Origin of the sequence: Methylobacterium fujisawaense, assembly GCF_014138435.1 — a bacterium.
Lineage (GTDB): Bacteria > Pseudomonadota > Alphaproteobacteria > Rhizobiales > Beijerinckiaceae > Methylobacterium > Methylobacterium fujisawaense.
The window spans coordinates 24,017-45,069 of sequence record NZ_JACJIM010000005.1 but is presented as its reverse complement, the minus strand read 5'-3'; the positions used below and the strand labels follow the sequence as shown (position 1 = coordinate 45,069).

Below are 21,053 nucleotides of genomic sequence, written 5' to 3'. Positions count from 1 at the left end.
AAAATTCCCAAATCATCACTTCGAGAGATCGTTCGCATCACGAAAGACCGTTGGTGGGAATGATTCGCATCCCGTAGCATCTCCCTGGTCGCGAGGTACCGCGACAGGCTTGGTGCCCGCGAACGCATCGACGCTGACATTCTTCAAGGGGAGAGACCATGCCCGGACTGGACAGACCGACGAACCGCCGCCTCGTGTTGGGTGGACTCGGGCTCGGCAGCCTCGGCGCCGCGCTGCCGGCCTGGGCCAGGGGCACTGTGAGGCTTCCACTGCCCGGCGGCCCGGATGAGCGGGCGCTGACCACCGCCTTTCCGGGCAAGGGCGAGATGATCCTGCAACGCACTCATCCGCCGCTGCTGGAGACGCCGTTTTCGGTGTTCGACGAGGGCGTGTTCACCCCCAACGACCGCTTCTACGTGCGCTGGCACTGGGCCTCGATCCCAACCGAGGTTGATGCCGGCACCTTCCGTCTCAAGGTCCACGGTCATGTCGAGAAGGAGCTCTCGCTCTCCCTCGATGCCATCGCTGGCCTGCCGCGCTTCGAGCTCGCCGCGGTCAACCAATGCTCGGGCAACTCCCGCGGGCTGTTCGAGCCGCGGGTTCCCGGCGCGCAATGGGCGAACGGCTCGATGGGCAACGCCCGCTGGACCGGGGTGCGCCTCAAGGACGTGCTCGAAAAGGCCGGGGTGAAGGCCGGTGCCGTGCAGGTGCGCTTCAGCGGCCTCGATGAGCCGGTCGTGGACGACGCGCCCGACTTCAAGAAGTCGCTCGATCTCGACCACGCCAACGATGGTGAGGTGATGATCGCCTACGCGATGAACGGCGAACAGTTGCCTTTGCTCAACGGCTTCCCGCTCCGCCTCGTGGTTCCGGGCTGGTACTCGACCTACTGGGTCAAGATGCTGTCGGACATCGAGGTGCTGGACAAGCCCGACGACCAGTACTGGATGAAGACCGCCTACCGTATCCCGGACGTTCCGGGCGCCAACATCAAGCCCGGCCAGACCGGCTTCAAGACGGTGCCGATCAACAAGATGGTACCGCGCTCGTTCGTCACCAACCTGCAGGACGGCGCCAAGGTGACGGCCGGCGCGCCGGTGGCGTTGCGCGGCATCGCCTTCGGCGGCGATTGCGGGGTGAAGACGGTCGACTTCTCCGGCGACGGCGGGGCGACGTGGTTTCCAGCACAGCTCGGCGCGGACGAGGGCCCCTACAGCTTCCGCCGCTTCGAGGGCAGCCTGCCGGCGTTGGCCGCCGGCACACACACGGTGAAGGTCCGCTGCACCAACACCAACGGCGTCGCGCAGCCCACGGACCGGGTCTGGAACGGGGCCGGCTTCATGCAGAACGGTATCGAGACCGTGTCCTTCCAGGCCGCTTGAGGAGAACAGCCATGACCCCGATCCGCTCTGCGGCCCTCAGCGTCGCGCTCATACTGTCTCCCCTGGTGGCGCTCGCCGCCCCGGCTCCCGAGCCGATGCGCTTCACCTCGCAATCGATCGAGATGCCGACCTCCGACCGGATCTTCCCCGACGGGCCCGGGGCCGAGGCGGTCAACAACAACTGCCTCGCCTGCCACTCGGCCGGGATGGTGTTGACCCAGCCCAAGCTCACGAAGGCGCAGTGGACCGAGACCGTGAACAAGATGGTCCACGTCTACAAGGCGCCGGTCGATCAGGCCGACAGGCAGACCATCGTCGACTACCTCACGGCGTTGAAGCCGACCCCCTGAACTCCCGAATCCCGAGGCCGACGCGTTTTTTCGCCGGCCTCGGGGAATAGACCGCCCTCGCTGGCATCTCCTTGAGGCGATGCATGGCCGGACCGGTCCCGCACGACGCAATCCGATTTCGAACCCGCCCGCACGGCTGGCCCCGGCCGCCGAACGAGCGCGCATGCCCGAGAGACCCGCTTCATGACCCATATCCGCACCAGTCTCCGCGCCTTACTCGCCGGAGCTGCCTTGCTTCTCGCCCAGGGCCAGCCCGGGTCCGCCGCTGGTTTCGACGGCGCGATCAAGAACAACGCCTTGGCGCTGAACGCTGCCGGGACCGTCGCCGCGGTGTCGAACAGCGAGGAAAGCGCCGTCGTCGTCTACGACGTCGCCAAGGGCACGGTGCTGCGCCGCCTCGACGGCTTCGTGACCCCGCGCAACATCGTGTTCGCGCCGGACGGCGCCCGCTTCTACGTCTCCGACAGCGGCACCGGCCGGATCACGGCCTACGAGACCGCCACCGGCAAGGAGGCCGGCGTTCTTGCCGCCGGGCCCGGGGCCTTCGGCACCGTGCTCTCGGCCGATGGGGCTAAGCTCTACGTCAACAACGAGGCGGCGAGCACGCTGACCGTGTTCGACACCAAGACCATGCTCGCCGAGGCCGTGATCCCCGGCTTCGCGCAGCCGCGCCAGGGCGTGAAGCTGTCGCCGGACGGCAAGACCGTATTCGTGACGAACTTCCTCGGCGACAAGATCACCCTGGTCGACACCGCCACCAACAAGATCACCGGCGAGATCGCCGGGTTCGACAAGCTGCGCGCCATCTCGATCACCAAGGACGGCAAGACGCTGTTTGCCGCCAATAGCGGCCGCAACACCATCGGTGTGGTCGATGTCGCCGCCCGCAAGGTCATGTCCGAAGTCGCGGTGGGCAAAGACCCCTACGGCGCCGCGCTGACCCCGGACGGGCGCTTCGTCTATTCGGGCAATCTCAAGGACAACTCCTTGTCGGTGATCGACACCGGAACCCTCAAGGTCGTCGCTACGGTGACCGGCCTGAACGAGCCGCGCCAGGCGATCGCGTTCTCGGCCGACAACGCTCACGCCTACGTCCTCAACCGCGACCTCAGCGTCGCCGTGGTGGATCGCGCGAAGAACGAGGTCATCTCGACGATGAAGCCCTGAGGCGACGCGCGCCGGGGGCCTTATCGCCCCCGGCGCGTTCTCGTCGTCGACACGTCACGAACGCAGGACAAAGACCCCATGCTCGGCCTGTTCCAGCGCAAGGACCGCCTCATCGTCCACGGTAAGGCGCCCTACAACGCCGAGCCGCCGCTCGATCGCCTACGGGCCGCCTTCCTGACTGATCAAGCCGACTTCTACGTCCGCAGCCACGGCGACATCCCGGACCTCGATGCCGACGGCTACCGCCTGACAGTGGATGGCATGGTCGCCATGCCGCTCGAACTCTCCCTCGCGGAACTCAAGGCGCGCTTCGCGCCCGTCACCGTCACGGCGGTGATGCAATGCGCCGGCAACAGACGGGCCGACATGCTGGCGGTGGCGCCGGTCTCCGGTGACCCGTGGGCGCCTGGTGCCATCGGCAACGCGGAATGGACCGGCGTGCGTCTCGCCGACGTGCTGCACGCGGCCGGGATCGATGCTGATGGTGAGCGCTACGTCGCCTTCGAGAGCCATGACCGGATCGCGGACACGGACACGCGCTTCGGCGCCTCGATCCCGCTCGCCAAGGCGCTGGCCCCCGAGACGCTGCTTGCCTTCGCGATGAACGGCGAGCCTCTCGCCCCCGAGCACGGCCATCCGTTGCGCGTGGTGGTGCCGGGATTTGCCGGCATCCGCAGCCCGAAATGGCTCGCCCGCATCACGGTGCAGGACCGGCCCTCCGACAACCCGATGCAGGCCGACGACTACAAGCTGTTTCCGCCCGACGTGACGGCCGAGACCGCCGACTCGGCCCACGGCATCACCATCGAGGCGATGCCGCTCAACAGCGCGATCTGCGAGCCCGCCCGCGGCGCAGCGTTGAAGGCCGGCCGGCACGCGATCCGCGGCTACGCCATCGCCAGCGACCGCACGGTCGCCCGCGTCGACGTCTCGACGGATGGCGGCCGCAGCTGGGCGCAGGCCCGGATCGACCGCGATGCCGACGCGCCCCACGCCTGGACGTTCTGGGAGATCGACCGCGAACTGACCGCGGGCGAGCACGAACTTGCGGTGCGGGCCTGGGACTCCGCCGGCCAGACCCAGCCGGCCGCCCCCGACGACACCTGGAACTACAAGGGCTACCTCAGTGCCGCGTGGCACCGGGTGCGGGTCACCGTCGCCTGACCGTCACGCCCTGAGCAGGGCGGTGGCCGCAAGGCCCGAGATCGCGATCAGCAGGGCCGCGATCCCGACGGTGAGGAGGCGCGGCATCATCGGGATCTCGGCATGGGCGAGTCGCGCCCGGATCGCCCGGTCCCGCCATGCGGCGCCGGAGAATGAGGCGAACGCGCAGGCGATCAGCGTCAGCGACAGCACCTTCGGCGGCCAGCACGGTCCGGTCCTCGGCGAGCCTCACCCGCGGGTCGTCGGGGGGCACGGGTTTCGCAGGCTCGCTCATCCGGGATCCGACGTTGCGATGAGTTCGAGCAGCGCGTCGGCGGCCCGACTGCGGTAGCGCTCCTTGTGGCGCAGCACCCGGAAGGGCCGGCTTGGCAACTCGAACGCCACCCTTACTAGGGTCCCGGCCCGAATCGCGGCGGCCACTACGGTCTCGGACAGGACGGCGGCCCCGCCCCCGGCCTCGACGGCGGCGCGCACCGCCTCGTTCGAGGGCAGTTCGAGCGTGACCCGGAGTTGGCCCGGGGCGAGGCCAGCCTCCATGAGCGCCGCCTCGAAGGCCGAGCGGGTTCCCGATCCAGCCTCGCGCAGCACCCAATCGGCCCCGGCGAGGTCCTCGGGTTCGAGGGCGGTCGCCGCTGCGAAGGGATGGGCTGGGGCGACCACGAGGACGAGTTGGTCCCGCGCGATGGTGGTGCTCGCGAGCGTCGGGTCGTCCAACGCCCCCTCGACGAAGCCGAGTTCGGCCGTTCCCGCGCGCACCGCGTCGGCGGCGTCGGTGGTGTTGCCCACGGCCAAGCGCATGGCGATCTCAGGGTAGGTGCGGCGGAAGGCGACGAGGTGGCGCGGCAACCAATCGCTAGCGATGGTCTGGCTGGCGTAGAGCGCCAGCGTCCCGCGTCGCATGCCGCTGAGGTCGGCGAGCACAAGTTCGGCGGCCTCGGCCCGGGCGAGCACGGCGCGGGCCTCGACGAGGAACACGCGCCCTGCTTCGGTCAGCTCGATCCCGCGGCCAACCCGGTGAAACAGCTTCGTCGCGTGCCGCCCCTCGATGTTGGCGATCGCCGTGCTGACCGCCGACTGGACGAGGTTCAGCGCCTCGGCGGCCCGCGTCACGTGCTGTCGCTCGGCCACCGCCACGAAGATGCGAAGCTGGTCGAGGGTCACGGCTGCCGACGATCCGGCGCGAGGCCGCGGACGTGCGCATCGACCGCCTGCGCGACGGTGAGCAGCCGGGCCTCGTCGGTGCGGCCGGTGACGACGTAGGACATGCCACCATCGACCCAGGAGAAGGCAGCGATGTCGCCCTCGCGGGCGAAGCGGAAGAGCGTGCGGCCGTCGCCGTCACCGACGCGGCTGTAGAGCGTCAGCCGGGTGCCGCGGTCGTCGTCGTACATCAACATCGCCGCGGGCTCGGGGCCGGCCGGCAACAGGCGCCCGCCCATCAGCCGGAAGCCCTGCGCCGAGAGGTCGGGGGCCGCGACCGCGTGACCGAGACGCTTCGAGAGCCACGTCACGAGGTGGGGCTTCTCGTCGGCGCGCACCTCCACCGGATGCACTGCCTCGACCACGAAGGTGCGGAAGGCTGCGACCGCGTCCTGCGTCGCCGGTGCCTCCGCCACCGCCGCGGGCACACCGTGCATGGCATGGCCGACCCAGCCGCCGGCACCGCCGAGCGCGAGGCAGAGCACGGCCGCAGCCGCCATGGGGAACCAGCGTGCGCCAGGGTACAGGTGTCGCGAGCGGATGTTGGCCACCCGCAGTCGCGCCGGGATCGCCTCCTCGGCGATCGGCGCGAGGCGGGCGCGCAGGCGCTCGCGCAGAACTCGGTCCGTCGAGACTTCAGCCGCACGCGCGGGGTTCCCCGCGAGCCACGCTTCGACCAGCGCCTGCCGCTCCGGTTCAAGGCGGCCGTCGATCAGGCCGTGCAGGTCGTCCTCGCCGACCGGGCGCGGATCCCCGCTCATTTAACCCTCCTCAGCAGGCCTGTCCGGCCCGTCTCCAGAAATCCGCGCATCCGCGTCCGCGCCCGGCTCAATCGCGACATCACCGTGCCGAGCGGCACCCCGAGCACCTGTGCCGCCTCGGCATAGGACAGGTCCTCCACCGCCACGAGGAGCAGCACCGAGCGCTGCTCCTCGGGCAGGGTGTCGAGCCCGGCGAGCACGTCACGGGCTCCCAAAGCTGCCCCCGGGTCGGCGCTCGGATCCGGCACCTGCTCCAACGCTTCCGCGCCGAGATCGGCGCCGCGCCGGCCCCGGCGCCGGACGGCGGCCAGGAACAGGTTGCGCTCGATCGTGAACAACCACGCCCGCAGGTCGCCGTCGCGGCGACGCCCGGACCAGGCGGACAATGCCCGTTCCAGGGTGTCCTGAACGAGGTCGTCCGCCGCTTCGCGGTCCCGAAGAAGCGCGACCGCGTAGCGACGCAGGGCCGGGATCTGCGGTTCGATCAGGGCGGCGATCTCGTCCAACGACGTGTCCCAATCAGAGGGAGCCGATCCGGGCATTCACCGATCAGGGCTTTGCGATGTGCCACGCACCGTTGAGGAAGCCGTCACCGGTGGTGTCACCCGGCTTGGTGTCCTTGGCGAAGGTGTAGAGCGGCTTGCCCTTGTAGGCCCACTGCATCGTGCCGTCGTCCCGGGTCACCGTCGTCCAATCGCCGAAGGCCGCCGATCCGGAAGCAGCCGTCAGGGCCGGCCAGTTGGCGGCGCAGGGGCCGTTGCACATCGACTTGCCGCCCATGTCCTTGTCGAAGGTGTAGAGGGTCATGCTCTTGGCATCCACGAGCGCCGGCCCCTTGGCGGTCTCGGCCGTCATGGCGGGCGAGGCGGCCTGGGCGGCCACGGCGGGCAAGGCGATAGCCGCGAAGGCGGTGCGGATCAGCAGATTGCGCATGGGTGAAGTCTCCCGCGGTCGAGCATGACCGCATCGGGAGGGATGCGGAACGGGCGCCTTTATTCCGCTGACACACGAAAAAAGGCGATCCCATCGGCGCGAACGCTTTTTCGGCCCCGCCGCGGAATAAAGCCGGTCCTCTGGCATCCCTTCCATCGATACCGGATCGCGAGGAGGCCGCATGCGCGGAGCACTGGGATTTGCCGTGACGGCGGCGCTGATGGCGAGCGGCCTCGTCGGCGGCCGGATGATGATGCGCCCGACGCTGGCCGCCAGCGAGCCTCCGGCCGCGTCGTCAACGTCGTTCGACGCGATGATGGCGCAGTCGATGACGCGGATGCACGCCGACATGATGGTCCCGCCCTCGGGCGATCCCGACCGCGATTTCGCCGCGATGATGATCCCCCACCACGAGGGCGCGATCGCGATGGCCAAGGCGGAGCTGCTCTACGGCAAGGATCCGGTCCTGCGTCGCCTCGCGCAGGGAATCGTCATCGAGCAGGGCCAGGAGATCGATGTGATGCGCCGTGCGCTCGCCAGTCTTCCCAAAGCGCCGCAGCCATCGACTGGTGCGGCCCATTCCCACGACCACGGTGCGGCCCCCGCCGCCATGCCCTCGGAGACCCGCCGATGAAGACCGCCCTGACTATCCTCGCCCTCGCGCTGCTCTCCGGCCCGGCGCTCGCCGGGCAGGCCCCGGGCGCAGCTTCCGCCCCGGACGTGCCGGTTAGCGGCAAGGATCGGTTCTACACCTCCGACCAGTTCTCCAACACGGTCTCGGTGGTCGATCCCGCCGCCAACACCCTGCTCGGGGTGATCCGGCTCGGCGACCCGACGCCGATGAACCTGAGCCCGCTCTATCGCGGGCAGCTTCTGGTTCACGGCATGGGCTTCTCGCCGGACCACAGGACCCTGCTCGCGGTCTCGATCGGTTCGAACTCCGTGAGCTTCATCGACACGGCGACCAACGCGGTCCGCCACACCGCCTATGTCGGCCGCTCGCCGCATGAAGCCTTCTTCACGCCGGACGGCCGAGAGGTCTGGGTGAGCGTGCGCGGCGAGGACCATATCGCGGTGCTCGATGCCGCCACCGCCAAGGAGACCCGCCGGATCACCGTACCGAACGGGCCCGGCATGACGATCTTCTCGCCGGACGGCGCCTACGGCTACGTCTGCTCCAGCTTCAGCCCCGAGACCGTCGTCATCGACACCAAGACCCACACCATCGTCGGCCGCGTGAAGCAGGAGAGCCCGTTCTGCCCCGACATCGCCGCGACGCCGGACGGCAAGCAGGTGTGGTTCACCCTCAAGGATGTCGGCCGCACCCAAGTGTTTTCGGCGCGTCCGCCCTTCGCGCCGCTGAAGACGATCGAGACCGGGCCGATCACCAACCACGTCAACATCGTCTCGACCAAGGCCGGGCAGTTCGCCTACGTGACGATCGGCGGCCTGAACCAGGTCAAGGTGTTCCGCACCGACGACTTCTCTCAGGTCGCCACCATCGCGACCGGCGCCCTGCCGCACGGGCTCTGGCCCTCGGGCGACGGCAGCCGCGTCTATGTCGGCCTGGAGAACGCCGACAAGGCGGCGGTGATCGACACGGCGTCGAACACGGTGATCGCTGAGGTGCTGATCGGGCAGGGTCCGCAGGGCGTCGCCTACGTCCCGAACGCCGTGCCGGAGGGCGACGGAAAGCAGAACCTCCAGCCGCTGGGTGCTGCCGGTAAGACCAGCGCGCTGACGCTCACCGGTTCCGATGACAAGCCGGCGACGCAGGTCACCCTGTTCGACCAGGGCGTGCTGCAGACGCTGCAGGCCGCGGTCACGGGACTGCCCGCGAAAATGCCCTTCGTGCTGGCGCTCGCCGCCGATCCGAAGGGAGCGACCGGCCTGGAGCCGCTCGCCGCCTTCATGACCAACCCGGCCGGCGCGGCCATCGTCAACGCGATCGGCCCGATCCGACAGGTCGCCCGCACGGATGCCGGCGCTAGCCGGCGCTACCTCGTGGTGGTCTCGGGCAAGCCCGGTGAACTCGGCAGTGTCGTCCAGATGCAGACTGTGGATTGATCGAGTGGGGGGGCGCTAGTTCGGAAGGCGAACACTCATAAGAGTACCTTGGCGGCGCGAGCCCAGTTTCAATGTCTGCTTTCGAGAACGACGTCGGACTGCTTCTACGGCGCAGTTGGGTCGGATGCGGAACGTCCGCTTCTAGGCGAGTAGCTGACTTCCGCTCCCCACCCTAAGCAGCACTTCCGATACCGACCCAAACCAGACGCCGCGACAATCCCAACTAAGTGCCCATAGCGGACCCGCTGCAATGCGGTCGGGTCTGCTGAGGGAAGGTACAGATCAGTAGCCGTAGGAATGAACCTCTTACGGCGATGGCTCATCCTTGTTCCGCGCTTTTGCGTGGGTACGCAACGCCGCCAGGACGTCCATTTCGCGACACAGGACCTGCTCGGTTTCGTCAGTATCCTGTCCGTGTAGGATCCTATCCATCAGCAGGGCCGTGTGAGCCCCCGCCCGGGCCTCCGCGGCGATGATTGCGACACGAAGACTCAATCGTTGGGTTTTGGAAATCATTACACGCAATGACGGTCTGGAGGCCGGGTCGGGCCGGCAAATAGACGACCGACCGCCAACATCCAAGCCTCGCGTAAAGCCACTGTGTTTGGGCTATGGAACAACCCTCCCGTCAGCGCATTGGCAGGCTCGGCCTTGTGGCGCCTGCCACAACGCGGCATGCGAGATGCACGATCCCGACGGTTCGTTGGGCCCCGTCCTTTTTGACACCCCCGCTGTGAAGGGTCGTATCAGTGCCGCATACTCGGCAGCCGCTGCAATCTGTTCCCGCCGCCAATACACCTCTCGTGAGTCTCAGGCCCGGCGCCGGCCAACTATTCGAGACCGAGCGGCGCCTCAATGCCGTGCTTAACAACGCCTCGGTCTCCATCTTCCTGATGGATGACCGGCAGCACTGCATCTACATGAACCGCGCCGCCGAGCAGCTGACCGGCTGGACGCTTAACGAGGTTCTGGAGCGCGACTGCCCGCTGCACGACATCGTGCACCACACCTACCCGGACGGCCGGCCGTTCCCGCTGGCGGAATGCGCGATCGATCGCGCCTTCCCGGAGAACAACCAGGAGCGTGGCGAGGAGGTTTTCGTCCACAAGGACGGGCATTTTTATCCGGTCGGCTTCACGGCCAGCCCGATCCGGGACGACGCGGCCAACATCATCGGCACGATCATCGAGGTCCGCGACATCAGCGAGGAAAAGGCCGCGGCCGAGCGCCAACGCCTGCTGATCAACGAGCTGAACCACCGGGTGAAAAACACGCTGGCCACGGTCCAATCGATCGCCGCGCAGACGTTCCGCGGCCAGACCGACCAAGCCGCGCGGGCTGTGTTCGACGCCCGCATGGCTGCGCTGTCGACCGCCCATAACGTGCTCGTCGAGGACAACTGGGAGAGTGCCAGCCTGCGCAGCGTGGTTGAGCGCGCGCTTGCACCGCACCTTCTGGCAGAGGTCGACGTTAACCGCTTCGTGCTAAACGGACCGGATGCACGCCTGCACCCCAAGGTCGCTGTAACTCTGGCCATGGCGCTGCACGAGCTGATGACCAACGCCGCCAAATACGGGGCTCTGTCGGTCCCTGAGGGGCGGGTCGCGGTGACGTGGTCCCTGCAGGCCTTGGACGATGGCCGCGAGCAGCTAGATCTCGCATGGGAGGAGCGCGGTGGCCCGCCGGTCACTCCGCCAACACGCAGAGGCTTCGGCTCCCGGCTTATCGAGCGGCAGCTTCCGATGGAGTTCGACGGCAACGCGGCGATCACATACGCGCCGAACGGTGTCGTCTGCCGGCTGGAGATCCCATTGACCCAGCTCGGCTGGGTCGGCCAGGAGACACTGGAAGGGCACCCTGCCCGATGAGTTTGCTGGAAGGGCGCCGCGTTCTGCTGGTCGAGGACGAGAGCCTCGTGGCCATGCTCGCGGAGGACATGCTGCTCGACCTAGGCTGCGAGGTCGTGGTGGCCATGCGCCTCGACAAGGCCGTGGATCATGTCCGCACCGGGAAGTTCGACTTGGCCGTGCTGGACGTCAACCTGGGCGACGCCCGCAGCTATCCGGTAGCCGACCTGCTGTTAGAGCGCTGCACGCCGTTCCTGTTCGCGACCGGCTACGGCACGCAGGGGTTGGAAGAAGCGTATCGGTCAGCCCCGGTGCTTCAGAAGCCTTATCAAGCGGCGCCGCTGGCGCATCTGCTAACACAGCTCCTCACTTGCGAAGCGCCGATGTGGGGCCGCGCCGACGAGAAAGCCGCGGCGTGCGCCTGCCACCGGCCGAAAGGGGAACCCTCCGGAGCGGAGCCTTTCCAGGCCGACCCTGTCCGCTGACGACCCATGCCAGCCACTTCGACCGCCATCGGGGAATTCCAAAAGCAGACGTTCGATGAGCGTCTCATAGGTCTGCATCGCATCGCTTGGCAGATCAGCGAGATGAAAGCGGTGCGAAGTTCTTGAATTTCGCACCGATCGGCTGCCGCCGCCCATACCTGGCGCAGAGAAGGCACCAAGCGCTCGCTTCTCAGCCCCGTAGTTGTAGACCTGTCAGTGGCACACGCAGCGCGCAGCTGACGCCCTCAGTCGGGTAGCTGATGACGACATGGCTGCCGCCCATGCCGCGTTCGATGAGGCGAGAGCCAAACCCCTTACGCTTTGGCGGCACAACCGGCGGCCCGGCCCGTTCCTGCCAATCTATCCGAAACTCAGTGGCCTCGCCCTCACCAACAAGACCCCACCGGACATCGACCTCACCCGTGGCGTTAGAGAGCGCCCCATACTTGGTCGCGTTGGTCGCCAGCTCGTGCAGAACCAGCCCAAGCATCAGCGCCGCGCTCGGCCCGATAAACAAAGTCGGCCCAGACACATGGAAGCGCGTCGCGGTATCCTCGTGCAAAGCGAGTGCGCCTATCACGAGGTCCCGCACGTTAGCGCTTTCAGAGTGTCCGAGCAGCAACACGTCATGGGCTTTGCCAAGCACGATCAGGCGGGCCGCAAGGGCTTCTTGTGCTGCCGACAGGCTCGATGCGTTACGCAGCGTCTGCGTGGCGATCGACTGCACCATGGCGAGGGTGTTTTTGAGCCGGTGGCTCAGCTCGCGGTTGAGCAAGTCCTGTGACGCTTCGGCCGCCTTCCGGTCGGTGATGTCACTGACGGCGACCACCGCGCCGATCGTCGCGCCCGCTTCGTCGTCAATCGCCTCGCCGGAAATCATGATCCAGCACCGCGAGCCATCGGGCCTTTGGTACAGCGCTTCCATGGCGGCTCGCTTGCATTCTCCGCCGGTGATCCGCGCAAGTGGATACTCGTGTCCGTCAACCTGGCGACCATCCTCATGGAAGGCGACAAACGCGCCATAGGCGTCGCTGGAGGAGGCATAGAGCGTGTCGTGGCCGAGAATTTCGGCGAGGCGCTGATTGCCCATCAGAATGCGACCGGAGGGCGCTTCAGCAAACATGATACCGACCGGCACGGTTTCCATGATCGACTTCAGCCTTGCCTCACCCATGGCGCGGGCGGCATCGACTTGCTTGCGGGCGGTGATGTCGATGGCGACACCGGGATAGCGCAGCGGTTTTCCATCGGCATCAAGGAAGCACCGGCCCCGTGCGTGGACCCAAATCAGCGTTCCGTCCGGGCGAAGCAGGCGGTAGTCCTCGCTGAACTCACCTCCGGTATCGAGGGCTTGCTGGATGCGATCGCCGACCCATTCCCGATCGTCCGGGTGGATGCCGTTGACGAAGGCGGCGAGCGGCGCACCCTTGGCGGCCTCCACCGGGTCTACGCCGTACATCTTCGCGAATTGCTCCCCGGCGTAAATCCGGTTGGCCGGGATGTCCCAATCCCACCAACCCAGGCTGCCAGATGCGGCGAACGCAAAGCTCAGCCGTTCCTGTGACGTCCGCAGCGCTTCGCGGGTAGCCCGCATCTCCATGTTGAGCTGGCGCTCGCGCAATACCGTCGTGACCTGCCGGGCCAGGCGTCGCAGCCCGTCCGCCTGCCTAGCGGTCAGCCCCCCGGGCCGGGGCTCATGGTCGATCACGCACAGGCTGCCCAGCACTTGGCCGTTCGGGTGGTGTATCGGCGCTCCGGTATAGAAGCGGATGAACGGCTCACCGGTTACCAACGGGTTGTCCTGTGTGCGCGGATCTGCGGTCAGGTCCGGGATGCTCAGCAGGTCCGGGGCGGACAGCGCATAGGCGCAGACGGAAGCGTTGAGCGCCGTCTCGCAAAGGGGGAAGCCGACCCGCGCCTTGAACCATTGCCGGTCGCTCGCAACGAGGCTGACCAACGCTACGGGCGTGTCGCAGACCAACGAGGCCAGTTGGGCGATGTCGTCAAACTCGGCCTCCGGCGGCGTGTCGACGAGGCTGCTGGCAGCGAGGGCGTCAAGCCGAGCCGGTTCTTCGAGAAGAGGCGAGAAAGGAGGCTTCGGCATCAGCGCAGGTGATTATCGTTGCCGTCTCATAGCTCAGCTGTGCGCAATCGTCTCGCGGCTGCACGTCGCGGCGCTTTCGCATTCCGACTTTCGTTCGGACTAGGTGTCGAGCCGCCGCAGCGTATGGCCGGAGTCCGCAAGGCAGCTTCGCGCGGCTTGCTCCATTGCCTTGTGGTCATCCTCATGGATAGGGCCGGGCTAGACGTTGACCGCCTCTCCATCGAAGGGCACCCGGATAGACGATCTTTAAGGTGTCGTCGTCGGCGTTTTTGCCCAGCCCGATCGTGTGCCTGCCGACCTCGAAAACAGAGATCCCCGCCAGTATCACTATGGCTGCCCCCGGCTGAAAGAATCGGTCCGTATGGTCAGGCCCAGGCTTCGGGGCCGGGGCCGTCCCCGATAACACCAAGCGTTGCGGACGATCGCCCCTGCCTTGAACCGCGCAGCTGCGATGTCTGCTTTTCAATATTATCGCCGGGAAGCTAACCGACCGAAATCCACCCCAAGCAGCCCTTCGGCTCGCGACCCAACCCAATCGTTCGAAGTGCCGTCAAGGCTTCTCCGAAGCGGTCGTTCGCCGCGCCCCTGTCGACTTAGGATCGGGATGGCAAGCGGTCCCCCGCCCGGCGGCATCAGAGATCCTGAACGGAGGCTGGCGTCTGCATGAACTCGATCGTCGCGCCGTCAGGGCCAACAGCGTAGATCACCCGCGTTCCAGCCCGCGCACCGCTCGCGATCGTCTGCGGAATGCCTTGCGCCTTCCAGCCGTAAGCGGCGATCCGCACCAGAAGCGCGTCGATGTCATCGACCACAAGAGCCAGATGCGCGAAGCCCGGGTCGAAAGGCTTGGCTGGCACACTTGGTCGGTCCGGACCTTGATACTCCAAAAGCTCGATCGACTGATCCGCTAGCGCAACGATCGCCATGCGCACCTTCGCTCCGTGCGCTCCCGTCACCTGACCAAGGAATTCGCCCCCCATCTCGCCCGTCCGCACAAGCTGCGCGCCGAGCCCATCGACCCAGAAACGAAGGGCCTCGTCGAGAAAGGCGACCGCGAAGCCGACATGATCGGCGCGCCGTACGTGGATGCCTGTGTGTTCCGTCATGAGGGATGATCTAGCGGCAAACGGCCCATTCGTCCGCAGCGGGTCGTGCCCGGTCCTTCGGCAGAGCAGTCGGTCTGATAGCGACCCACGTCAGTCATAGGCGTCATTTTGGGGCGAGCTTGGAAGCGGACACGCGGCGACCTTGCGCGGTCGCCTGGCCCACTTGAACCGAGTAGCTTTGAGCCGTTCCCTTCTGCGCACGCTTCGCGGCGTAGAGTGCCGCATCAGCGTGGCGCAGGAGAACGTCACGATCCTGTCCGGCCTCGCGGGACCACGCGAGGCCGATCGTACCCGTCACGCGCGCGATCTGACTCTGTCCGTCCACGATGATCTCGAGGTCGTGCAAGAGGCGTTGCACTATCGCGCTCAGGCGCGCGCCGTCGCACGCGGCAGGTGCCAGGATCGCGAACTCGTCGCCGCCCAACCGCGCCGGCAAGCACCCGGTGTAGCTGGATGCGCGCAACCGTTCGGCGACGCGACGGAGAACGTCGTCGCCGGCCGCATGCCCGAGGCGATCGTTCACGCCCTTGAAGCCGTCGAGGTCGATCAGGAGAACGGCCACGTCGACATCCGAAGCGCGGGCCTCGCGCAGCCGCGCGTCCAGAACACGGTGGAACTCGGCTCGGTTGGCCAGCTGTGTCAGGTCATCGGTGCGGGCCCGATGGCGAAGACGCTCCTCCAGGCCATGCCGTTCGGTGATGTCCTGGATCAAGCCGACGAGGGCGACAGGCTTACCCTTGGCCAGCTCGATCTCGCAGGAGCAGCGCACGCGCCGGGCGTTGCCCTTGGCTGTCACGAAGTCGGCGTCCATCTCGAAAGGCTCGCCCGTGTCCAGCACGCGCTCGACTGCCGCGCGGAAGAGGGCGCGATCAGTCTCAGGAAAGAAGTTCATGATCTCGCCTGTCGGCACGCCGCCGCTGACGGGCAATTCATGAATGGCGAAGACCCCGTCCGACCAGGAGGTTGACTGCTTCTCGATATCGTAGCGGTACGATCCCATGTCGGCCATGCGCTCCGCTTGCTTGAACTGGCGGCGCTCACGCTCCAGACCCTCAACGGCGACACGGCGCTCTTCGGCGTTCTCGGCAGCTCGAAGGGCTACGGCGCGAGCCTCGATCAGGGCCTCTGCAAGACAGGCCAGTTCTGTGAGCACCTCCAAGTCTGCCGCCATTGGCTCGCGGGGTCGTTCATCGAGGACGCAGAGCGTGCCGATCGTGATTGTGTCGCCGTCTGCTCGCCGGACCCGAACCGGCACGCCCGCGTAGTACCGGATGTTCGGGGCACCTGTGACGAAAGGGCTGGCCTCGAAGCGACGGTCGAGTTTGGCATCTGCCACGATCAGCGGAGCCTCAGTCTCGAACACGACGGGGCAGAACGCCTGGGCACGCGGGGTCTCGGCCGCCAAGGGGCCGCAACGCGCCTTGAACCACTGGCGCTCCGGGTCGATCAGAGTGATCGAGGACATGCCGGTGCCGAGCATGCGTTGTGCGAGCTTGGCGAGTGCGTCGAACTCTCGCTCTGGCGGCGTGTCGAGCAGAGCGATCTCGATCAGCGCCTGTTGGCGGAGTGCCTCGCGCTGCGTGTTCGACCCGGTCCCCTGCAACACGGCGCAACTCCGCTCAAGCCTTAAGGCTGCCTGGGGGTTACAACGAGAAGGTTTAATCGAGCGTGAGGTGGCCTGACGGGTCATCGAGCCAGAGCGTACCGGTTAGACCGCCACCGTTTGGCTTGTGAAAGGTGCCGTATTCACCGGTTCTCCGCAGAGAAGAGTAACAAGCTTGTGCCGGGAGCTGCCATTCGGCTCGCGACCCATGTCGGGCGTCTGCGGGGCCGCCGGCGTATCCCCAAAGCGGCCACAGGGTGGCGGCTGGGCAATTACCAAACAACTTAATTCGACAATACCAAAGATCTAGCTGGAGGTTTGGGGATCCGTTTGACGTTCGCCGCCGGCATAGGTGCTGATTGATACGTCACGGTGCTGGCGTCGTACCCACCAGTCGAAATGACCAAGCAAGCTGGCTACAGCCACCAGGCGGGCCTTTCCGAGCCAAATGCGTCCGAGCATCGGCACCTCTGCTTTGCCGGCACCCATCCAATCGCGAGGCACCATCAGCCTAGCTGGGCTGTTCACGCAACCTATGGTAAGCAGGCGCTCCGGGGCAGAAGGGCTACTGGCGTGCGAATTTGTCGGATCGGGATACGCAACTTCGCTAATTTCAGAAACTTCGAGGTTACAACTGGAAGAAACATCGTCGTTGTTGGTGAGAACAAGGTCGGTAAAAGCAACCTGCTCTTCGCCCTTCAGCTGATTTTCGACCCGAGCCTCTCGGAACGCGACCGCCGGCTTGGCCTCGAGCACTTCTGGGATGGGCTCGGCGACGACAAATTGGGGGAGACGATCGAGATTTCCGTCGACCTCACGGATTTCGATGCAGATCCGCGATTGGTGGCCCATCTCGGCGGATACTTGATCGACCCGGGTCCCCCGATGATCTCCCGCCTCACGTACCGCTACCAGCCAATGGCCAGCCTCGAAGGGCAGCCCGGCAGCCTCGCGGACTACGAGTACCTCCTCTTCGGCGGCATGTACCCGGACACCCCCGTCGGGAGTACCCTGAGGCGCATGCTGCCCCTCGACCTGCTGCCGGCCTTGCGCGATGCCGAGAAGGATCTAGCGAACTGGCGTCGGTCGCCGCTGCGCCCCTTGATCGAGGACTTGGCTGGAATCCTGTCGGTCGCCGATCGCGACGCCATCCTGGAGGCCGTCGACGGCGCGCAGGCCGCTCTGTCGGAGCGTCCGGAGGTCGTGGCTGTGGCCCGGACCATTGGCAGACGGCTGGAAGGCATGGTCGGCCCGGCGCACGCGACCTCCGTCGCGCTCGGGCTGGCACCGTCGCGGCTGGACGCGCTTCTGAGGGCGCTGCGGCTCCTGATCGACCGGGGCGAGCGGGGGATCGCGGAGGCGAGCCTCGGGACCACCAATCTAGTCTTCCTCGCCCTGAAGAGCTTGGAGCTCGACCGGCTGATCCAGGACGGCGAGCGTGACTACACGTTCCTGGCCGTCGAAGAGCCCGAGGCGCACCTGCACCCGCATGTCCAGCGGCTGGTCTATCGGCATTTCCTCGAAACCGCCGAGGTCGACGATGAAGATGTGGACGAAGATGAGGATCCCCCCGAACGAGCCGGCGACGCCACGGCCGGACGCCACGTCACCATTCTGACGACCCATTCGCCGCACATCGCGAGCATCGCACCGTTGCGATCGATCGTACTTCTCCGACGTCAAGCCGATGGCAGCACCGAGGGCGTATCGACTGCCGAGATCCCGCTCAACGATGCCGAGGTCGACGATCTGCAGCGCTACATCGACGTCACACGAGGTGAGCTTTTCTTCTCTCGCGGCGTGATCCTTGTCGAAGGCGACGCGGAGCGCTTCCTCGTCCCGGCCTTCGCCGATGCCCTCGATATTCATCTCGACGAGCTCGGGATCTCGGTGTGCTCGGTCAGCGGCACCAATTTCGCGCCCTATGTAAAACTGCTCGGACCATCCGGGCTCAGGATTCCATTCGTCGTCCTCACGGACCGTGACGAGCTCCCCGACGGCACCGCTCTCGGACCCGGGCGCGTCAGGGGTCTGCTCGGGATCTTGCGACCCGGTCGGGATTACGAGGCGATGGACGAAGCCGAGGTGTTCCGGCGCGGAGCCCTCCGCGGCATCTTCGTGAATTCCAGTACTCTAGAGCCGGCGCTGTTCGCGACGGGGATGCGGCGACAGATGGTCAGGGTCCTAAAAGCCGATCTTCCCCTCAGGCGAGCGAACAGGGAGCTACTGGACGGGTGGGAGGCCCGCCCGTCGACTCTCGAACCGACGGGGCTCATCAAGCTGATCGAGCGCATCGGGAAGGGACGGTTCGCGCAACGCATCGCCCCCGCAGCGACCGCCGATCGTTGCCCCGCCTATATCCGCGAGGCCCTGGAGCGGATCCGCGATGAGGTTGCGTAGCTCGAGCGCCGCCTACCTCCGGCATGCCGGGGATCTCGCGGACAATCCCGGCCAGCAAGCGGCCTACGACTCGCAAGGCCATTGCGTCGTCTTGGCTGGGCCGGGCTCGGGCAAGACGAAGACGCTCATCCTGAAGCTCGCGCGCATGCTCGCGGAGGATGTGCGGGTTCCCCAAGGCGTGGCCTGCATCACCTACAGCCAGGAGTGCGCGCGCGAGCTCAAGCGCCGGCTTGAACCACTCGGGCTCGGCGAGGCGCAGAACCTCTTCGTCGGGACGGTGCATGGGTTCTGCCTGCGCCACATCCTTATGCCCTATGCCCACCTCGCCGATATTGGCCTCCCGCGCCGGCTGGCGGTCGCCACGAACCGACAGGCCGACGTTGCCTTCAAAGTGGTGGCAGAGCGCCTCTTTGGCCTCAACCAACCCCACAAACGGGATGACATGGGCCGCTACCGGCGTGTCCACCTCGACCGGGAAGCGCCGGACTGGGAGGCCGATCCCGATCTCGCCCGGATCAGCGAGGGCTACGAGGCCACGCTGCGACGGCAGGGCCTGATCGATTACGACGACATGGTCGTGTGCGCCCATCGCTTGGTCAGCGCGCACGACTGGGTGCTGCCGGCCATCGCCGCCCGCTGGCCGATCCTCGCAGTTGACGAGTACCAAGACCTCGGCGTCCCGCTGCATCGGATCGTGACGAGGCTCGCGTTCGAGGGCGGGGTCCGGCTCTTCGCCGTGGGCGACGCAGATCAGTCAGTCTACGGCTTCGCCGGATCAGACGGGGACCTTCTCCTCGAATTGGCGGAGCGGCACGACATCCAAAGGGTGCGCCTCGAACTCAACTACAGGTGCGCTGGGCGCATCATCGAAGCTTCAGAGTACGCGCTGGGGGAGACCAGGGGCTACCGGCCCTACGACGAAGAGCGTCTGGCGGTGATCCGGTTCGTGGAACGCCCCGGAGGCCTGGCGGATCAGGCGGCCTACGTCATCGACACGTTGATCCCTGAAGCCCTGGCGGCCAAGGACGAGAGAAAGCTCGGGGACATCGCGATCCTCTACCGCAACGCCGCGGTCGGCAACGCGTTCGCCGACGCGCTCATGGCCGCGGGCATCGACTTCGTTAGGGTCGACACAGGGGCTCCCTACAGGAAAGTGGAGCTCACGAGCTGGATCGAGGATTGCGCGGGGTGGTGTTCGGGCGGTTGGAGACGTGGCCGGCCACAGTTGGATGGCCTCCTTACACGGTGGGTGAGGTTCCGGACCAGCCTATCGAGCGAGCGGGAGGCGAACAAGGCGAAGAACCTCGTAACGGCATTCCTCATGCGGAACCGCCGCGACGACGGACCGGCTGCACCGTTCGTCGCGGCGATCCGGCGGGACCTCGTCGATCCGCTGGCGCGCGAGGAGCCGAGCCTCCACGACCAGATGGAGCAGGTGCATCGCATGGGCGCGGCCGTGACGGCCGGCGGCAAGCTCGAAGGTTTGGACCTCGTCGGCCTCGGCGGGCGCGACGGTTCGCCGTCCCACATCAACCTCTTGACCCTGCACTCGTCGAAAGGCTGCGAGTACGACGTGGTGATGATGGTCGGAATGGATCAGGGCGTCATACCCTGGAACAATGAGAGCGGGGCTGAGCTTCGGGAAAGCCGTCGCCTCTTCTACGTCGGTCTCACGCGTGCGCGCGACGCCGTTCACCTGATCTATTCCGGCTGGATCGATGGCCGGTACGGCCCCCGCACATTCGGGAGATCCTCGTTCGTGGAGGAGTTGGAAACGCGCCTGCTCGCCGCCGGGCAGGAGTAGTAGTGCCTGGGATATTCGCACGGCGGAACGGGGGCACCCTTCCGGATTCCCATCCCCTGACCCTCGAGGGATGGGCATGTTGGCCAGGGCCTCCGCAACGTGCCGATCGTACGCCGCTTCGGCCATATCCATTGCGATCCCGACGTCATCCGGCGTTCCATGGACGTAATGCTGTCGGTTGATCAGGACGTTAGAGTGCCAAAGGTGTTTCGACACGGTGCCGATACTCCCGGTGGCGCTATACATCCAGGCCCCGGCCGTTCGGCGTAAGTCGTGGATCACGAGATCCTTGATACCGACCCGCCCAGCGGCCTGCTTAAGCGCCCCGGATCGCTAACGGCAGCTTTCGATATTTTCCACGCTCAAAGCAGTCGGGCCGTTTCCCACCCGTTCCGGTCGTAGTTTCGGGCTCATCGATCTGCCGGTAAGAGGACGCTCCCAGCTTCGGCAAAGGGTCGTTTGCAGTCACAGGGGAGCGCGCCTTACTGCGCCGCTCGCCAGCGAGTCCAGTTTCGGTGGGTCTTGCCGATTGCCAAGCCGGCGACCTTCAGGTGCGCCTGCGCGCGGGCGGCGTGCACTACCCACTCCGGGCCAGGAAGCCCGGCGCGCTCGGCGGTCGATGGCTCGGACGTGTAAGCGGCCGGAACGCGCGGGCTGATTTCCAGGCGCGGGCGGGCGCC

General features: G+C 66.6%; 19 protein-coding genes. 10 read left to right on the top strand and 9 right to left on the bottom strand.

Translation table 11 applies throughout. The features are described from left to right. The first annotated feature begins 158 nt into the window (after positions 1 to 158). The 4 genes from GGQ91_RS15975 (at position 159) to GGQ91_RS15960 (ending at position 4,063) form a co-directional block, all read left to right on the top strand. Entirely contained in the window at positions 159 to 1,382 is a 1,224-nt protein-coding gene (locus tag GGQ91_RS15975; protein WP_182592374.1) for a molybdopterin-dependent oxidoreductase, read from the top strand. A gap of 11 nt (positions 1,383 to 1,393) precedes the next feature. Next, the gene (locus GGQ91_RS15970; protein ID WP_182592373.1) at positions 1,394 to 1,732 is read left to right on the top strand and encodes a c-type cytochrome; all 339 of its coding nucleotides are present in this window, start codon (positions 1,394 to 1,396) and stop codon (positions 1,730 to 1,732) included. Positions 1,733 to 1,963: 231 nt separating this feature from the next. Further along, positions 1,964 to 2,899: a beta-propeller fold lactonase family protein gene (locus GGQ91_RS15965; RefSeq protein ID WP_246410726.1), complete on the top strand. Its 936-nt coding sequence runs from the start codon at positions 1,964 to 1,966 to the stop codon at positions 2,897 to 2,899. Between the two features lie 78 nt (positions 2,900 to 2,977). Continuing rightward, positions 2,978 to 4,063: a molybdopterin-dependent oxidoreductase gene (locus GGQ91_RS15960; protein ID WP_182592371.1), complete on the top strand. Its 1,086-nt coding sequence runs from the start codon at positions 2,978 to 2,980 to the stop codon at positions 4,061 to 4,063. Positions 4,064 to 4,066: 3 nt separating this feature from the next. On the opposite strand, the gene GGQ91_RS15955 is transcribed toward GGQ91_RS15960, so the two are convergent. The 5 genes from GGQ91_RS15955 to GGQ91_RS15935 form a co-directional block, all read right to left on the bottom strand. After that, a complete protein-coding gene (locus GGQ91_RS15955; RefSeq protein ID WP_246410725.1) occupies positions 4,067 to 4,255 on the bottom strand; it encodes a hypothetical protein in 189 nt (62 codons plus the stop codon). A 78-nt stretch (positions 4,256 to 4,333) separates the two neighbouring features. Further along, the gene (locus GGQ91_RS15950) at positions 4,334 to 5,224 is read right to left on the bottom strand and encodes a LysR substrate-binding domain-containing protein (protein WP_182592370.1); all 891 of its coding nucleotides are present in this window, start codon (positions 5,222 to 5,224) and stop codon (positions 4,334 to 4,336) included. Next, positions 5,221 to 6,024: an anti-sigma factor family protein gene (locus GGQ91_RS15945; protein WP_182592369.1), complete on the bottom strand. Its 804-nt coding sequence runs from the start codon at positions 6,022 to 6,024 to the stop codon at positions 5,221 to 5,223. The genes GGQ91_RS15950 and GGQ91_RS15945 overlap by 4 nt, the downstream gene beginning before the upstream one ends. Continuing rightward, positions 6,021 to 6,530 carry an RNA polymerase sigma factor gene (locus GGQ91_RS15940; protein ID WP_012322155.1) on the bottom strand — a complete coding sequence of 170 codons (510 nt, stop codon included), beginning with the start codon at positions 6,528 to 6,530 and terminating at the stop codon, positions 6,021 to 6,023. Before GGQ91_RS15940 ends, GGQ91_RS15945 begins: the two co-directional genes overlap by 4 nt. Before the next feature lie 43 nt (positions 6,531 to 6,573). Further along, positions 6,574 to 6,957, bottom strand: a complete 384-nt coding sequence (locus tag GGQ91_RS15935) for a COG4315 family predicted lipoprotein (RefSeq protein ID WP_182592368.1) — start codon at positions 6,955 to 6,957, stop codon at positions 6,574 to 6,576. Positions 6,958 to 7,138: 181 nt separating this feature from the next. Between GGQ91_RS15935 and copM the strand changes: the two genes are divergently transcribed. From copM to GGQ91_RS15915, 4 genes are all read left to right on the top strand, one after another. Beyond that, on the top strand, positions 7,139 to 7,591 hold the full coding sequence (copM, locus tag GGQ91_RS15930) for a CopM family metallochaperone (protein WP_182592367.1): 453 nt from the start codon (positions 7,139 to 7,141) through the stop codon (positions 7,589 to 7,591). Further along, positions 7,588 to 9,024, top strand: coding sequence for a YncE family protein (locus tag GGQ91_RS15925; RefSeq protein WP_182592366.1), 1,437 nt, complete (start codon positions 7,588 to 7,590; stop codon positions 9,022 to 9,024). The genes copM and GGQ91_RS15925 overlap by 4 nt, the downstream gene beginning before the upstream one ends. Before the next feature lie 749 nt (positions 9,025 to 9,773). Next, positions 9,774 to 10,892, top strand: a complete 1,119-nt coding sequence (locus GGQ91_RS15920; RefSeq protein WP_075382278.1) for a sensor histidine kinase — start codon at positions 9,774 to 9,776, stop codon at positions 10,890 to 10,892. Continuing rightward, complete coding sequence (locus GGQ91_RS15915; protein WP_182592365.1) at positions 10,889 to 11,356, top strand: response regulator; 468 nt, start codon at positions 10,889 to 10,891, stop codon at positions 11,354 to 11,356. Before GGQ91_RS15920 ends, GGQ91_RS15915 begins: the two co-directional genes overlap by 4 nt. Positions 11,357 to 11,546: 190 nt before the next feature. On the opposite strand, the gene GGQ91_RS15910 is transcribed toward GGQ91_RS15915, so the two are convergent. The 4 genes from GGQ91_RS15910 to GGQ91_RS28150 form a co-directional block, all read right to left on the bottom strand. Continuing rightward, positions 11,547 to 13,460 carry a PAS domain S-box protein gene (locus tag GGQ91_RS15910; protein ID WP_182592364.1) on the bottom strand — a complete coding sequence of 638 codons (1,914 nt, stop codon included), beginning with the start codon at positions 13,458 to 13,460 and terminating at the stop codon, positions 11,547 to 11,549. A gap of 632 nt (positions 13,461 to 14,092) precedes the next feature. Beyond that, positions 14,093 to 14,566 (bottom strand): VOC family protein, encoded by a 474-nt coding sequence (locus GGQ91_RS15905; RefSeq protein WP_182592363.1) that lies wholly within the window; start codon positions 14,564 to 14,566, stop codon positions 14,093 to 14,095. 103 nt (positions 14,567 to 14,669) lie between these two features. Next, a complete protein-coding gene (locus GGQ91_RS15900; RefSeq protein ID WP_343066802.1) occupies positions 14,670 to 16,172 on the bottom strand; it encodes a diguanylate cyclase domain-containing protein in 1,503 nt (500 codons plus the stop codon). Between the two features lie 303 nt (positions 16,173 to 16,475). Continuing rightward, entirely contained in the window at positions 16,476 to 17,021 is a 546-nt protein-coding gene (locus GGQ91_RS28150; RefSeq protein WP_246410724.1) for a hypothetical protein, read from the bottom strand. 33 nt (positions 17,022 to 17,054) lie between these two features. Here GGQ91_RS28150 and GGQ91_RS15895 point away from each other — a divergent pair, with 33 nt between their 5' ends. Together GGQ91_RS15895 and GGQ91_RS15890 are read left to right on the top strand one after the other, a co-directional pair. After that, entirely contained in the window at positions 17,055 to 18,569 is a 1,515-nt protein-coding gene (locus GGQ91_RS15895) for an ATP-dependent nuclease (protein ID WP_246410723.1), read from the top strand. Next, a complete protein-coding gene (locus GGQ91_RS15890) occupies positions 18,556 to 20,373 on the top strand; it encodes an ATP-dependent helicase (protein ID WP_182592361.1) in 1,818 nt (605 codons plus the stop codon). The genes GGQ91_RS15895 and GGQ91_RS15890 overlap by 14 nt, the downstream gene beginning before the upstream one ends. Positions 20,374 to 21,053: the final 680 nt, after the last annotated feature.